Raw genomic sequence first — 13,993 nt, 5'->3', positions numbered from 1 at the left:
AAGGCGGGATTCCGCGATCGAACACCTGCCCCTGAGCGGGGGCGACAGGGTATTCTCTAGTATTCCTACCGGATTTATAGGGAAGTCTTGAGGAGGAACGTCAGTGGGAACTGCCCCAGCGTGTGCGTCCGGCGCCCTCGCGTCCTCTTCCTGTACCCGCCCGCGGCGGGGGGAGCGGCCGTGACGGTGGAGGACCTGTTCACGGTCGACCAGCAGAGCGGCACCCGCTGGCTGCACATCGCCCGCGAAGTGGCCGACGACCTGGCCACGGACGCGGTCGTCCGCGACCAGGCCGGCAAGCCCCCGTTCGACGAGGTGGCCCGGCTGCGCGAGGCAGGGCTCCTCACGCTGCTGGTACCCGCCGAACGCGGTGGGGGAGGGGCGGACTGGGCAACGGCCTACGCGGTCGTCCGGGAGGTCGCCGCGGCCGACGGGGCGATCGGCCAACTGCTCGGCAGCCACTACGTCCTGTCGGCAAGCGCCCGGTTCTTCGCCGGCGCGGACCTCGTCGCCCGGCTCGAACGGGAGTCCGCGGCGGGCCAGTGGTGCTGGGGCGGAGGCTTCGCCGCCCACGAACCGCCCCTGATCCTGACGCCGGTCGCTCCCGGCCGCTATCTGCTGAACGGGCGCCAGAGCTGCGCGACCGGCATCCGGGTCGCCGACCGGCTGGCGGTCCGCGCCGCCCGGCTCGACACCGGTGAACCGCTGGCCGTGGTCGTCGATCCCACCCGCGCCGGCGTGGTCTGCGGCGACGACGGGGACACCTTCGGCCAGCGGCTGTCGGCCGGCGGCAGCATGGAGTTCGACGCCGTGCCGGTCACCGAGGACGAGGTGCTGGGGTCGCTGTCCTCGGACGAGGGCGCCCTGCCGCCGTTCGCCGGTCTGGCCGCCGCCACCGGACGTCTCGTCTCCGCCCACCTCTGCCTCGGCATCGCCCAGGGAGTGCTCGGCGAGGCCCGTGAGTACGCCAGGGCGGGGAACCCGTCCTGGCGGCCCTCCTGGCCGCCCCCGCAGTCCTACCCGTCGTACTCGTCCTACCCGTCCTGGCCGGACAGCCGGTCGCAGGACGCGCATGTGCTGATCACCTACGGAGAGCTCACCGTCGCCGCCCGCGCGGCGTCCGCCCTCACCGATCAGGCGGTGGAAGCCCTGGACGGCGGACTCGCGCGCGGCGACGACCTCACCGACGACGAGTGCGCCGAGATCTGCGTCCTCGCGGCCGCGGCCGAGGCCGCCGCCGCGCGGGCGGCGCAGGACATCACCGCCCGCACCCTGGACGTCATCGGCCCCGGCTCCGCCTCCTCGCGGTACGGATTCGACCGCTTCTGGCGCAACGCACGGACCCACACCCTGTACCACCCCGTCGCCCACCGGCTCCGTGACGTCGGGGACTACTTCCTCAGCGGAGCACACCCGCCGTTCACCCTACCCGCCTGACCGCGCGCCCCGGCCCCCTCCCCGGAGGAGGGGGCCGCACACGGCGGCACCCGCTCCACCGGGCGATGCCCATACGGTGGAGCGGGTGCCGTGCGCGAGATGTTCCGATGTGTGCCGGCGGGCCGCGCCGTCCCGTGCCGGCCGGTCGCGGTGCCGTCGTTCAGCGGGTGACCAGCAGTCCCCGGCCGCGCAGTACCCGTCGCTCCAGCGGACTGAAGACCAGCAGGTCGACGGCGATGCCGACGACGAGGATCAGGAAGATGGCGAGGAAGACCTGGGACATGCTGGAGTTGTTGCGGCCGTTCTCCAGCAACTGGCCGAGTCCGACGCCCAGATCGGGTGAGGACGCGATGATCTCGGCGGCCATCAACGACCGCCAGGAGAACGCCCAGCCCTGCTTCAGGCCGGCCAGGTACCCGGGCAGCGCCCCCGGCATCACGATGTGCCAGGCCCCGCGCAGTCCCGTGGCGCCCAGCGTCTTCCCCGCGCGCAGGAACAGCGGCGGGATCTGGTCGACACCGGCCACCAGGCCGTTGGCGATGGACGGCACGGCGCCGAGCAGGATCACCGCGTACATCATGCTGTCGTTCAGCCCCAGCCAGATCACGGCGGGCGGCACCCATGCCACGGACGGCAGGGACTGGAGTCCGGACAGGATGGGCCCGATCGCGGCCCGCACGAACCTCACCCGGGCGACCAGCAGTCCGAGCGGCGTACCGATGACGAGCGCCAGGAAGAAGCCGAGCAGGCCACGCGAGACGGAGGTCCAGACGTATTCCAGCAGGGTGCCCCGCAGCCACGCGTCGGACACCTCGTCCCACACCGCGGACGGTGAGGGCAGCTTGTAGTCGGGGGCGACCTGCGCCCACACCAGCGCCTGCCAGACCGCGAGGACCAGCAGGACCGCGCTGACGGGGGGCACCACCTTCTGCACCAGGGTCTGCCGCAGCGGCGTCCGGCCGGCCTGCACCGTGTCCAGCGCGTCGAGCCCGGCCTCCAGCCCCGCCAGATCCTGTGTGCCGTCGTCCTTCCTCAGGTCGGGCCCGGTGTCAGTGCCGGCCATGTCGGCGGATCTCCTCCCGTAGTTGTCCGGTTATCTCCGAGGACAGTTCGGCGACCGCGCTGTCCTCGATACGGCGCGGGTGCGGGATGTCCACCGTCCACTCCCGGGCGATCCGCCCGGGCCGGGACGACAACAGCACCACCCGCTGGGCCAGTCGTACCGCCTCCCGCACGTTGTGCGTGACGAACAGGACGGAGAGGCCCGTCTCCCGCCAGATGCGGGTCAGTTCGTCGTGCAGCACGTCCCGGGTGATGGCGTCGAGGGCCGCGAACGGCTCGTCCATCAGCAGCAGCCTGCTGCCCTGGGCCAGCGCCCGGGCCAGCGCGACGCGCTGCCGCATACCGCCGGAGAGTTCGTGCACCCGTTTGCCGTAGGCGTCCTTCAGCCGCACGAGTTCGAGCAGCCGCTCGGCCTCCGCGCGGCGCTCGGGCTTGGCGACGCCGCGCAGCTTCAGGGCGAGTTCGACGTTCCTGCCCGCGGTCAGCCACGGGAACAGGGCGTGCTCCTGGAACATCAGGGCGGGCGGGCCGTCCGTGCTGATCGCGCCGGCGGACGGCCGGTCCAGTCCCGCCACCAGGTTGAGCAGCGTGGACTTGCCGCAGCCCGAGGCACCCAGGAGGGTGACGAATTCGCCGGAGGCGACATCGAGGGTGATGTCGTCCAGGACGAGCTGCTGTCCGGCGGGGCCGTCGAAGGACTTCGAGACGTGCTCGACGCGGGCGGCCCGGGCCGCCGTGGCGGCGCCACCGTCGCCGGCCTTGGCGATCGTGGTGGCCATGGTCGTCACCTCCTGGGAACTCATCGGGACTGCGTGCCGGGTGCTACTCGGCGCCGAGACCGGCGTCGTCGACCTGGTCCTCGCCCGCGGCCTTGAGGACCTTGTTGAGCGGGGCGAGGTCGTAGATGCCCTTCAGGTTCGGCTCCTCCAGCAGACCCGCCTTCACGGCGTGCTCCGCCTCGGCGTCGAGGGTCGAGGCCAGCGGGTCGTCCAGGAACTGGATGGACTCCCAGGCCGGGTCCAGGACCTCCGTGGGCAGTGCCTTGCCGGAGAGCTCCTTCAGCGCCGCGTTCGCCGAGGTCTTGGCCTTGTCGGGGTTGGCGTTGATCCACTGGTTGGTCTTCACCGAGCCGCGCAGCACGGCCTCGACGACGTCGGGGTGCTCCTTGAGGAACTTCTGCGACACGATGATGTTCGTGATCACGAACTTCTTGTCGGGCCACAGGTCCGCTTCGTCGATGAGCACCTTGGCGCCCTCGGAGACCAGCTTGGAGGCGGTGGGCTCGGGCACCCAGGCGCCGTCGATGGAGCCGGACTTGTAGGCGTCGGGGGTGATCTTGTTGTCGGTGCGGACGACGGAGACGTCGCCCTTGCCGCTCTCGGCGTCGACCTTCCAGCCCTGGTCGGCGATCCAGTTGAGGAAGGCGACGTCCTGGGTGTTGCCGAGCTGCGGGGTGGCGATCTTCTTGCCCTTGACGTCCTTCACGGACTTGATCTTGTCCGGGTTGACGACGAGCTTGACGCCGCCGGAGGCCGAGCCGCCGATGATGCGGAGGTTCTTGCCCGAGGACTTGGTGTAGCCGTTGATGGAGGGGGAGGGGCCGATCCAGCCGATGTCGATGGAGCCGGAGTTGAGGGCCTCGATCTCGGACGGCCCCGCGTTGAAGGTCGCCGTGGAGATCTTGGTGCCGCCGAGCTCCTTCTGGAGGATGCCCTCCTGGACGCCCACCAGGGCGGTGGCGTGGGTGAGGTTCGGGAAGTAGCCGATCTTCACCTGGTCCGCGGAGAGCTTCTCGGCGTCCGCCGCGACCTGGGTCTGCTTGTCGTCGTCGGTGGACTCGGAACCGTAGCCGCAGGCCGTCAGCAGGAAGGGGAGTGCCGCTATGGCGGCGAGGGCGCGCAGGGCGGTGAGCGGTCTTGCGGCAGACACGGAGGTGTCCTTTCCAGGAGGAATGGGTGATCAGGGAGGTACGGGCGTACGGGACGCAGGGCTGTCGGCACGCGCGCCCACGCCCTTCGCCGGCGACGGTCCGCCGTCGCGGGGCGAGGAGCGCAGGGTTGTCGATGCCGGGTGTCGGGTGCCTCGGGGCCGATGCCGGGCCTCCGCCGCGGCCACGGCGCACGCGCGGGCGTGCGGTCATGGGGAGGCGGGGAGAGACGGCGGCGTGACGAGGCGGAGAAGGCGCCCGCCGGACGCGGCGGGGCGGTGACGAGCACAGCCGTGCGTGGGGGAGCCGGTGGAAGGACCGGCCTCAGACGGCTCGACAGATGGCGCTGGACGTACGGACCAGGTCGATGTGCCGACGGGAGGTCAGAAGGAGCCGCGTGCGGACCGCGTGGTTCAGCGTACTCATGGCCACCCCCTCAGTTCCCTAGTTTCCCCACCTGGTTGATAGGGATCGTGGCAGAAGGCGGCGCCCTTACCAAGGGGCTTCTCGCATCGCGGACGCCCCCGTCTCACGTTGTGGTATCAGTGAGGTCGGGGCCGGTTTTTCAGGGGTTCGTCCACGCGCCCGGGGCGTCGGCCCGGGCGGACACACCGGCAGGCAGCTCGGCCGAGGCGACGTCGGCGAGCGTCACGCCTTCGAGGATTTCCCGCACGTTGGACCGCAGCGCGATCCACAGGGGCAGCAGCGATTCGGCGGGCCCGTTGTAGGACAGTTCCGGTGGACGGACTCCACGTACTGAGACGAGTGGTCCGTCCACGACGCGGATGACGTCGGCGATGCTGATCGATCCGGCGGACTTGGCCAGCCGGTAGCCGCCGTTGCCGCCCCGCTGGCTGACCACGAGCCCGCCGCGGCGCATGTCGTTCAGGATGCCTTCGAGGAACTTGTGCGGGATGCCCTGGGCATCGGCGATGGCCAGCACCTTGACCGGCTCGTCGTCCCGTGACGTGGCGAGCTGCAACGCGGCGCGTACCGCGTAGTCCGCCCTGGCTGAGATCCGCATGCGGGCATTATCCCGTACGCCCGGCGGGCTACTGGTCGCCGGTCCCGTCCACGATGACCGGGGTGCCGTCGGAGTCCGTGCCGCAGGGGACGGCGTAGACCGGGTTCGCCTTGGCGGCCTCGCGGTAGGCGGTCAGGCACTGGTTGTAGAGGACCTTGTCGGTCAGCGAGCGTTCGAGGATCTTGTTGGCGGCGGCGGTGCCCTCCGCCTCGATGCGCTTGCGCTCGGCCTCCGCCGTGGCGGTGCGCTGCGCCTCCACGGCCCGCTCCGTCGCCTGCTCCTGCTGGATCTTCTTGTCGATCTGCTTCTGGAGCTCGGCCGACGGCTTCACGTTGCGCAGGTTGACGACCGTGACGTCGATGCCGCGCGGCGCCAGACGTGCCTTGATGAGGGCGGCGATCTCCGAGCCGATCTGCTCGCGGGCGGAGGCGTACCCCTCCTCGCTGGTGTGCTGCGCGAAGACGTTGCGGATGATCTCGCGGCTGTCCGGCAGCACCAGCCGCTCCTCGACCCCCTCCTCGCTGCCCGCCAGCCGGTACAGCGCGACCGCCTTCGCCGGCACCACGGCCCACTTGACGGTGACGTCCGCGTACAGCACCCCGCCCTGCGAGGAGCGGACCTCGACGGTGTCCTTGTCGTTCAGGTCGAGGTCCACCGGCCGGGTGGAGAAGGTCGTGACCTCGGTGAACGGTGACTTCAGCTGGATGCCCGAGGTCAGCGGAGCGCCCACGCCGCCGAAGGTCACCGGTACGCCGACCTCGTAGGCGCTCACGACGTGGACGCAGGAGAAGACGCCCGCCAGCACCCCCGCCACGGCACTGATCGCGGCGCCGATCCGCAGGCCGCCGACGGTGGTGCGGCCGCGGCCGACGAGGAAGAGCACGACTGCCGCTATGAGCAGCAGGACGGACAGCACGAACACGGGTATCCCCCCTCGGAAAGGGACGCGCGCCCCCCAGGCACGCGATCCGCAGCGCAGCGTAGGGGATCAAGGCCCCCGCCGGCCGGGCTCCGATCGGCTGTTCGCCTGCCCGACCGCCCGATGTCACCCGCGCGTCGTTCGGGGCGCCGCCCGGGCGTACCTCCCACTCGGGTGACCGTCCGGCGTCACCGCCTGTACGACACCCCCAGTTCGATGAGGTAGCGCTTGGTCACCCGGCCGCCGTACGTCCCGTCGATCAGGGCCCCGATGCAGGCGAGCAGCCCGTTCCGGGCGGCTTCCGGCAGAGCGCGGTGGCCCGAGTAGGTCCGCAGCAGGTCCAGGTACCGGGACGTGGTGTAGGTGAGGTCCCGCTCGTGGCGGCGGAAGACCGTGGGGCCGAAACGGCCGCTGCGCGCGACCTCCCGCGCGTGGTCCGAGCCGTCGACGCCGGCGGCCGCGGGAGGCCGCAGCCCCGGCGTCGTGTCCGGGTCGAAGCGCTCGTAGCAGCGCTGGACCTCGGCGAAGAACTCCTCGGTGCCGCCCCCCACGTGCTGGGTGCGCACCACGGCGAGCGCCCCGCCCGGACGCAGCGCGTCGGCGGCCTTGGCCACCCGTACGGCCGGGTCGATCCAGTGGAACGCCGTCGCCGAGACGACCGCGTCGAACGGCTCCGGCGGCAGCGGCCAGCTCTCGAACCGCGCCGTCACCACCTCCACCCCGGTCGCCCCGGCCAGGTTGCGGCGGGCGACGGCGGCCATGTGCGGTCCCGCCTCGACGGCGGTGATCCGGCAGCCCCGCCGGGCCAGGGGCACCGTCGCCTGGCCGGTCCCGCAGCCCACCTCCAGGACCCGGCTGCCGCCGCGGACGCCCGCGAGGCCGGCGAGATCGTCGTACAGCTCCGCCGGGTAGCCGGGCCGGGCCCCGTCGTACAGCTCCGCGTCCTCGTCGAAGATCCGGCTCAGACGGGCCCGCCGGGCCTCGTCGGGTCGGTCGTCGCGTCCGGCCTGCGTACCGCAGGGGGTGTCGTCGGGCATGCGGTGAGGCTAGCGGCTCTAGCGGCTCCGCCGACGGACCGGCCGGGAACGGGGACGGCTCGTCCCCGTTCCCGGCCGGTGCGGCCGGGCTGCGCGGCGGCCGGACCTCAGGCGTCCAGGGTGCGGAGCAGGGCGTGCTGGCGGCGTACCTGGTCGCGGCCGCGGTAGGGCTCGCGGCGGCCCTCGTACTCGCTGGACAGCCAGCCGCTCCAGCCGGCGTCGCGCAGGGTGGTGACGATGTCGTCCCAGGGGACGTGCAGGTCGTGGAGCCGGTCGTCGATCTCGAAGAACTTCGCCTGGATGAAGTGGACGTGGGGGAGCACGTCCACGAGGTCGGCCATCGGGACGGCCAGGGGCTCCAGGAACGGGGGGCGCTTCTTGCCCTCGAAGCCCTCGTGGCCGTCGTCCACCGGGGCGGTCTGGAAGATGCCGGTGTCGATGAGCAGCTTGAAGTGCTCGCTGCCGGTGCGCTCGATGAAGTCGAGGTAGCCCTGGGTGACGGGGTTCTTGATCGGGGTGGGGCTGTGGATCTCCGGGCAGATGACGATGTCGAGGTCGGCGGCGAGGTCCAGGACCCGTTCGACGGCCGGCTGCCAGATCGGGTGGGGTTCGAGCTCGGGGGAGACGACGCCGAACTTCGGGCGGATCGAGGTGAAGCCGAGTTCCTTGGCCAGCCGCAGGTCCGTCTCCAGCTGGGCGCGTCCCTCCTCGGCCGTGAGGTCCCGCTCGCGCCACATCGCGGTGTCGACCCAGGAGCCGTAGTTGGTCGGCGTCAGGCCGTAACGCTCCAGCAGGCCGTGCCAGTCGCGCACCCAGGCGGCGTCGGGGCGGGGGTAGCCGGGAATGTTGCCCTCGCCGAGGATCTCGATGCCGGTGGCGCCCAGGTCGGCGATGTCGGCCATTGCGTCCTCGAGGGTCATCGAGGTGTAGAGGTCGCCGGAGTAGCTGTAGAGCGAGACGCCGTACCTCAGGCCGCTCGTGCCGCCGGTCGCGGGGACGACGGTGCCCGTCGCGGAGGACCGGAAGACGGAGGGGCCGGCGACCTCGGGGATGTACGGCCGGCGCAGGTGGACGGCGACGTCGACGCGGTGGGTGCCCGCGGCCAGCCCGCCCGGCCTGGGCACGGTGACGACGGCGACCTCGTCGAGCTGCCAGCGGACGTCGGTGCTCGCGCGCAGCTCGTCGAGCGTGAAGGTGCGGCCCTGAAGGGTCCACCGGGTCCGGTCCGCGGGGTGCTTCTCGCCGTCGACGATCACCTCGACGCCGTCGACGAGGCTTCCGGCGATGCCGCGGTAGTTGGGGTTGCGCAGGTGCAGCTGGAAGCCGGTGACGGCGCCGTTCTCGACGACGTTGCGGAAGCCGCGCTGTTGGATGATGTTGCGTTCGAGCACCGTCGGCTCGTCCTTTCTCGGACTGCTCATGGGGGAGTGAGGGAGGGGCGGAGTGGGGGTGCGGGGGCTGCCCGTGCCGGTGGCGGGGCAGCCCGTGCGTCATGCCGTCGGCGAGGGGGCGGGGCGTTCGAGGTCGTACAGGGCCATGCACGCCGCCTGCACCAGGCACAGCACCAGCGGGAGGCCGACGAAGGCCCACTCGATGGCGGTGGAGGCGCCGGCGCTGACCTCGTCGGCGTGGTAGCCGCCCCAGGCGAGCGCCCAGGCGAAGAAGGTGCCGCCCAGCGCGGTGCCCACCTTCGTCGCGAAGCTGTAGCCCGCGTACAGCAGGCCCTCGTCGCGGCGGCCGGTGACGCCCTCGTGGTGGTCGACGGTGTCGGAGACCAGGGCGGGCGCCGCGACCAGGCCGAAGCCGCCGAGGAGGTTCGCGACGAGGAAGACGGCGAGGAACGCGGCGGGGCTGTCGTGGAGCGGGAACAGCAGCGCGTAGAGGACCGCGGTGGCCACCAGGCCCAGGACGATGCCCCGGCGCTTGCCGGTGCGGCGCAGCACCCAGGGGGTGACCAGGGATCCGGCCAGGGCGGAGAGGGAGAAGGCGAGGAGGATGTAGGTGGTGGCCCACGTGTCGTGCAGGACGTCCCGGGCGTAGTAGACCGCTCCGGCGGTGATCACGCCGAGCCGCACGAACGCGGCCAGCGAGGAGAGGCACACGCCCAGCCAGTGCCGGTTGCCGAACAGCGCCTTGACGGCGTGCCCGGTGGCGGTGTCCTCGCCGGGCGCCTGGGGTGCGACCCGCTCGCGGCACAGTGCGGCGACCGCCCAGTACAGCAGCGTGCCGGCGACGCCGAAGACGACGGCCATGCCGGTGAAGCCGCGCCCGAGGTCGCCGGCGCCCAGCAGGCCGACCAGCGGCATGACCGCCACGGAGACCGCGATCAGTCCGAGCGAGGCGCCGACGAACCGGTAGCCGCTCATTTTGAGACGGGTGTCGTTGTCGGAGGTCAGCATCGGCAGCATCGCGCCGTAGGGCACGTTCACCAGGGAGTGGCTGATGCCGACGGCGACGAAGGTCACCCCGGCCCAGACGGCCGCGGTGGTGCCGCTGCCCACGGAGGTGAAGGCCAGCGCGAAGGCGGCGGCCAGCACGGGGGAGCCGAAGATGAGGTAGGGGCGGGCGCGTCCGAAGCGGCTGCGGGTGCGGTCGACGGCCAGACCGACGAGCGGGTCGATCACCGCGTCGGCGATCCGGCCGAGCAGCAGGACGGTGCCCGCGGCGGCGGCGGCGAGGCCGGCGACGTCGGTGTAGAAGAACAGCAGGAAGGCCGTGAGTGTGGTCCAGGTCAGGTTGGACGCCAGGTCTCCGAGCCCGTATCCCAGCTGTGCGGCGCGGCCGAGGGGCTGTGCGGCGGCGGGAGGCGCGTCGGCGGGCGCGCCGGTGGCGGGGGAGGATGCGGCACTCATCGTCGAGTCCCTTCGATGGGGAGGGGGCGTGCCGCCTGGAGGGGCATGAGGCCGGGGGACGGGGGCGGCTGCCGTTGACGACGGGCGAGACTCGTCCGGAATTCGCCCGTCGGTGACGGAACTTATGTTTGCCACAAGCCAAAGTCAATGGTTCTGGATGGTGATGTGCTGGATGTGTGCCGTTTCCCTCCTCGCGGGGGTGTCGCGGGTGTCCCGGGTGTCCCGCAGGGTGTCCCGGGTGCCGCGGGGTGTCCCCGGGGATCAGGCGCCGGCCGTCAGGCGGTCCGGGTCGACCGCGGACGGGCTGCCCAGCGGTGTCCACGCCGCCATGGCGTCGGCCGACAGCAGCGCCTCCACGGCGAGGTGCGCCCCGCCCGCGACGCCGCCGAGGTCGCCCAGCGCGGAGCCGCGGATCACCAGGTCCGTCGCCGCCAGCGGCAGGGAGCGGCTGCGCACCGTGTGGTCGACCACGCGCAGGAAGGCGTCCCCCACCGTCAGGACGCCGCCGCCGAAGACCAGGTGGGCGGGGTTGTAGAAGTTGACGAGCGTCGCCATGAGGCTGCCGACCCGCTCCGCGGCCCGGGCGACCGCCGTCAGGCACCAGGCGTCGCCCACGGTGACGCCGCGGCCGATGTCGGCCGGGGTGATCTCGCCGTGCGCGCCGTGGATCTCGGCGAGGTACCGGCTGCGCCCCTCGTGGACCGCCGTCACCGCGTCGCGGGCCAGTGCCCAGCCGCCCGCCAGCGCCTCCAGGCACCCGGTCCGCCCGCACCGGCACATGACCGAGTTGTCCTCCAGGACCCGGGCGTGCCCGATGTCACCGGCGGCCCCCTTGCTGCCCCGGTGCACGCGCCCCTCGCTGACGAGGCCGGCGCCGATGCCCGTACCCACCTTCACGAAGATCATCTCGTCGGCGCCGGCGCCGCTGGCGCGGGCCTCGCCCAGGGCCAGCAGGTTGGCGTCGTTGTCCACCCACACGGGAGCCCGGTGCCGTCCCTGGAGCCGGCCGCGGATGTCGAAGCCGTCCCAGCCCGGCATGATCGGCGGCTGTGACGGGCGCCCGGTCGAGAACTCCACCGGGCCCGGGACGCCCAGGGTGATCGCCCACAGCGGGGTGTCCCGGCGGGTCTCCAGCAGGCCGGTGAACTCCGCGTCCAGGGCGGTCAGGGTCTCCTCGGGGCCGCGGGCGATCGGCCACTCCAGGTGCCGGTGCTCCAGGACGCGGGCGTCCAGGTCGGTCACCGCCACGTCCAGCGCGGCGGCTCCCAGCACCGCGGAGAGGACCAGTCCGCGCCCGGCGTTGAAGCGCAGCTGCCGCGGGGCGCGGCCGCCGCTGGACGGGCCGGTCTCGGCGTCCTCCAGCAGGCCGAGCTCGATCGCCTGCTCGACCCTCTGGGAGATCACCGTGCGGCCCAGGAGGGAGGCGGCGCCCAGCTCGGGCCGGGTGCGGGCGCGTCCCGAGCGGACCATGCGCACGACGGCGGACAGGGCGTCGTAGTGGTCGACTGCGGTGGGAGTACGGCGTGTCATACCCGGAATCATCGCGTACTTCTGCCGCTGCGGACCAAACCCTTGACGACTTTTGCATGCTGCGTGCAATAGTGGGGGTGTTCACCGCACCAGAGCACACCAGAGCACAGCAGAGCACAGCATTGCCCGTGCTCAGCAGAGCAGAGCACTGCTGAGCACGGCAGAGCAGCGCAGAGCAGCAAGGACGCAGCCGTATGCCACAGCCGGTCAGGGCCGCCATCGTCGGCACCGGATTCATGGGAGCCGTCCACGCACGGGCCGTCGGCGCCGCCGGAGGGCAGGTGCGTCTGGTCGCCGGTTCCTCGGCCGACCGGGCGAAGGCCCTGGCCGCCTCCGTGCCGGGAGCCGAACCCGCGGAGTTCGAGCGGGTGCTCGACTCCGACGTGGACGTCGTACACCTGTGTACGCCCAACCACCTGCACCACCCCATGGCCCGGCGGGTCCTGGAGGCCGGCAAGCACGTGGTGTGCGAGAAGCCGCTGGCGGTCTCCGTGGAGCAGGCCGCGGACCTGGCCGGCCTGGCCGCCGACTCCGGGGCCGTCGCCACCGTCCCGTTCGTGTACCGCTTCTACTCCTCCGTCCGCCTGGCCCGCGCCCGCCTCGCCGCCGACGCCCGGGCCCCCTGGCTCCTGCACGGCAGCTACCTCCAGGACTGGCTCGCGGACCCGGCGGCCGACAACTGGCGCGTCGACGCGGCCCTGGGCGGCGCCAGCCGCGCCTTCGGCGACATCGGCGTCCACTGGTGCGACCTCATGGAGTTCGTCACCGGCCAGCGCATCACCGCCCTCCAGGCCACCCTGGGCACCGCCCACCCCGTCCGCGGAGGGCGCCGGACCACCACCGAGGACGGCGGGGTCGTCACCTTCCGCACCGACGCCGGGGCGATCGGCTCCCTGGTCGTCAGCCAGGCCAGCGCCGGCGCCAAGAACCGGCTCACCTTCTCCTTCGACGGCCCGGACGCCTCCTACGCCTTCGACCAGGAGGACCCCGAGCGGCTGCGGATCGGCGGGCGCGCCGAGAACCGCGTCCTGCTCCGCGACCCGGCCCGCCCGCACGAGCGCCCCGGCGCCCTGCCGGCCGGACACCCGCAGGGCTACCACGAGTGCTTCGCCGACTTCGTCGCCGACACCTACGCCGCGATCCGCGGCGACGTGCCCGACGGCCTGCCCACCTTCGCCGACGGCCTGCGCGCCGCCCGCGTCACCGACGCCGTGATGCGCTCCGCGACCGCCGGCTCCACCTGGACGGAGATCCCCGGATGAACCTCGGCATGCTCACCGCCTGTCTGCCCACCTGGTCGCTCGACCGCATCGCCGACTGGGCCGCCACCGCCGGGTACGAGCGTCTGGAGGTCGCCGTCTGGCCCGGCACCGGCAGCCGGGACTTCGAGGCCTCCCACATCGACACCGCCCGCTTCGGCCCCCGCGAGGCCGACCGGGTCCGCGCCGTCCTGGACCGCACCGGCCTCGGCATCTCGGCCCTGGCCTACTACGAGAACAACCTGCACCCCGACCCCGTCCGCCGGGAGGGGATCCGCGAGCACCTCAAGCGCGCCGTCGACGCCGCCCAGGCCCTCGACGTCCCCTACGTCGGCACGTTCATCGGCCGCGACCCGGCCCGCAGCGTCCCCGAGAACCAGCGCGAGGCCGAGCGCGTCCTGCCCGAACTCGTCGAGTACGCGGGCGAACGCGGCGTGCGGATCGTCATCGAGAACTGCGTCATGGAGGGCTGGCACCCCGACGGCCACCCCGGCAACATCGCCTACTCGCCGGAGCTGTGGGAGTGGATGTTCTCCCTCGGCCTCCACCTCAACTGGGACCCCTCCCACCTGATGTGGATCGGCATCGACCCGGTGGCGACCATCACCCCGTACGCCGACCGCATCGCCCACGCCCAGGCCAAGGACATCGAGATCGACCCCGTGGCCCGCAACCGCTACGGGTTCTTCGGGACGACGGACAAGAAGGGCGACCCCTGGGCCACCGGCTGGTGGCGCTACCGGGTCCCCGGCCGCGGACAGGTCGACTGGCCCCGCGTCGTCGACCGCCTCTACGAGGCCGGCTTCACCGGCACCCTCTCCGTCGAACACGAGGACCCGCTGTGGGGAGGCACCCCGGACAAGGTGTGCCAGGGACTGACCATCGCCCACCACACCCTGCGGCCGCTCATCACCGGCTGAACCGCCCGGCCGCCCCAGACCCAGGA

Annotated in this window: 13 protein-coding genes; 3 read left to right on the top strand and 10 right to left on the bottom strand. The window is 72.4% G+C overall.

Going from position 1 to position 13,993, the window contains the following annotated elements:
• The first annotated feature begins 180 nt into the window (after positions 1–180).
• On the top strand, positions 181–1,437 hold the full coding sequence (locus tag ACFYWQ_RS12790; RefSeq protein ID WP_389515607.1) for an acyl-CoA dehydrogenase family protein: 1,257 nt from the start codon (positions 181–183) through the stop codon (positions 1,435–1,437).
• Between the two features lie 160 nt (positions 1,438–1,597).
• Here ACFYWQ_RS12790 and ACFYWQ_RS12785 read toward each other — a convergent pair whose 3' ends face one another.
• From ACFYWQ_RS12785 to ACFYWQ_RS12740, 10 genes are all read right to left on the bottom strand, one after another.
• Positions 1,598–2,500 carry an ABC transporter permease gene (locus ACFYWQ_RS12785; RefSeq protein ID WP_389515605.1) on the bottom strand — a complete coding sequence of 301 codons (903 nt, stop codon included), beginning with the start codon at positions 2,498–2,500 and terminating at the stop codon, positions 1,598–1,600.
• On the bottom strand, positions 2,487–3,278 hold the full coding sequence (locus ACFYWQ_RS12780; protein ID WP_389515951.1) for an ABC transporter ATP-binding protein: 792 nt from the start codon (positions 3,276–3,278) through the stop codon (positions 2,487–2,489). Before ACFYWQ_RS12780 ends, ACFYWQ_RS12785 begins: the two co-directional genes overlap by 14 nt.
• Before the next feature lie 43 nt (positions 3,279–3,321).
• Positions 3,322–4,428, bottom strand: a complete 1,107-nt coding sequence (locus ACFYWQ_RS12775) for an aliphatic sulfonate ABC transporter substrate-binding protein (protein ID WP_389515603.1) — start codon at positions 4,426–4,428, stop codon at positions 3,322–3,324.
• Between the two features lie 322 nt (positions 4,429–4,750).
• On the bottom strand, positions 4,751–4,852 hold the full coding sequence (locus tag ACFYWQ_RS12770) for a putative leader peptide (RefSeq protein ID WP_389515601.1): 102 nt from the start codon (positions 4,850–4,852) through the stop codon (positions 4,751–4,753).
• 139 nt (positions 4,853–4,991) lie between these two features.
• The gene (locus ACFYWQ_RS12765) at positions 4,992–5,450 is read right to left on the bottom strand and encodes an RrF2 family transcriptional regulator (RefSeq protein WP_389515599.1); all 459 of its coding nucleotides are present in this window, start codon (positions 5,448–5,450) and stop codon (positions 4,992–4,994) included.
• A 28-nt stretch (positions 5,451–5,478) separates the two neighbouring features.
• Entirely contained in the window at positions 5,479–6,372 is an 894-nt protein-coding gene (locus ACFYWQ_RS12760; RefSeq protein ID WP_389515597.1) for a prohibitin family protein, read from the bottom strand.
• 185 nt (positions 6,373–6,557) lie between these two features.
• Complete coding sequence (locus ACFYWQ_RS12755; protein WP_389515596.1) at positions 6,558–7,406, bottom strand: class I SAM-dependent methyltransferase; 849 nt, start codon at positions 7,404–7,406, stop codon at positions 6,558–6,560.
• A 107-nt stretch (positions 7,407–7,513) separates the two neighbouring features.
• Complete coding sequence (locus ACFYWQ_RS12750) at positions 7,514–8,827, bottom strand: DUF6379 domain-containing protein (RefSeq protein ID WP_389515595.1); 1,314 nt, start codon at positions 8,825–8,827, stop codon at positions 7,514–7,516.
• Between the two features lie 69 nt (positions 8,828–8,896).
• Complete coding sequence (locus ACFYWQ_RS12745; RefSeq protein WP_389515593.1) at positions 8,897–10,258, bottom strand: MFS transporter; 1,362 nt, start codon at positions 10,256–10,258, stop codon at positions 8,897–8,899.
• A 261-nt stretch (positions 10,259–10,519) separates the two neighbouring features.
• Positions 10,520–11,788: an ROK family protein gene (locus ACFYWQ_RS12740; protein WP_389515591.1), complete on the bottom strand. Its 1,269-nt coding sequence runs from the start codon at positions 11,786–11,788 to the stop codon at positions 10,520–10,522.
• A 194-nt stretch (positions 11,789–11,982) separates the two neighbouring features.
• Here ACFYWQ_RS12740 and ACFYWQ_RS12735 point away from each other — a divergent pair, with 194 nt between their 5' ends.
• Both ACFYWQ_RS12735 and ACFYWQ_RS12730 read left to right on the top strand, forming a co-directional pair.
• Positions 11,983–13,050: a Gfo/Idh/MocA family protein gene (locus tag ACFYWQ_RS12735; protein ID WP_389515590.1), complete on the top strand. Its 1,068-nt coding sequence runs from the start codon at positions 11,983–11,985 to the stop codon at positions 13,048–13,050.
• Entirely contained in the window at positions 13,047–13,967 is a 921-nt protein-coding gene (locus ACFYWQ_RS12730) for a sugar phosphate isomerase/epimerase family protein (protein WP_389515588.1), read from the top strand. The genes ACFYWQ_RS12735 and ACFYWQ_RS12730 overlap by 4 nt, the downstream gene beginning before the upstream one ends.
• Positions 13,968–13,993 lie beyond the last annotated feature (26 nt).

The sequence above is a fragment of the Streptomyces sp. NPDC003247 genome, from assembly GCF_042888135.1.
Taxonomy (GTDB): domain Bacteria; phylum Actinomycetota; class Actinomycetes; order Streptomycetales; family Streptomycetaceae; genus Streptomyces.
This window is presented reverse-complemented; position numbering and strand designations above follow the sequence as displayed.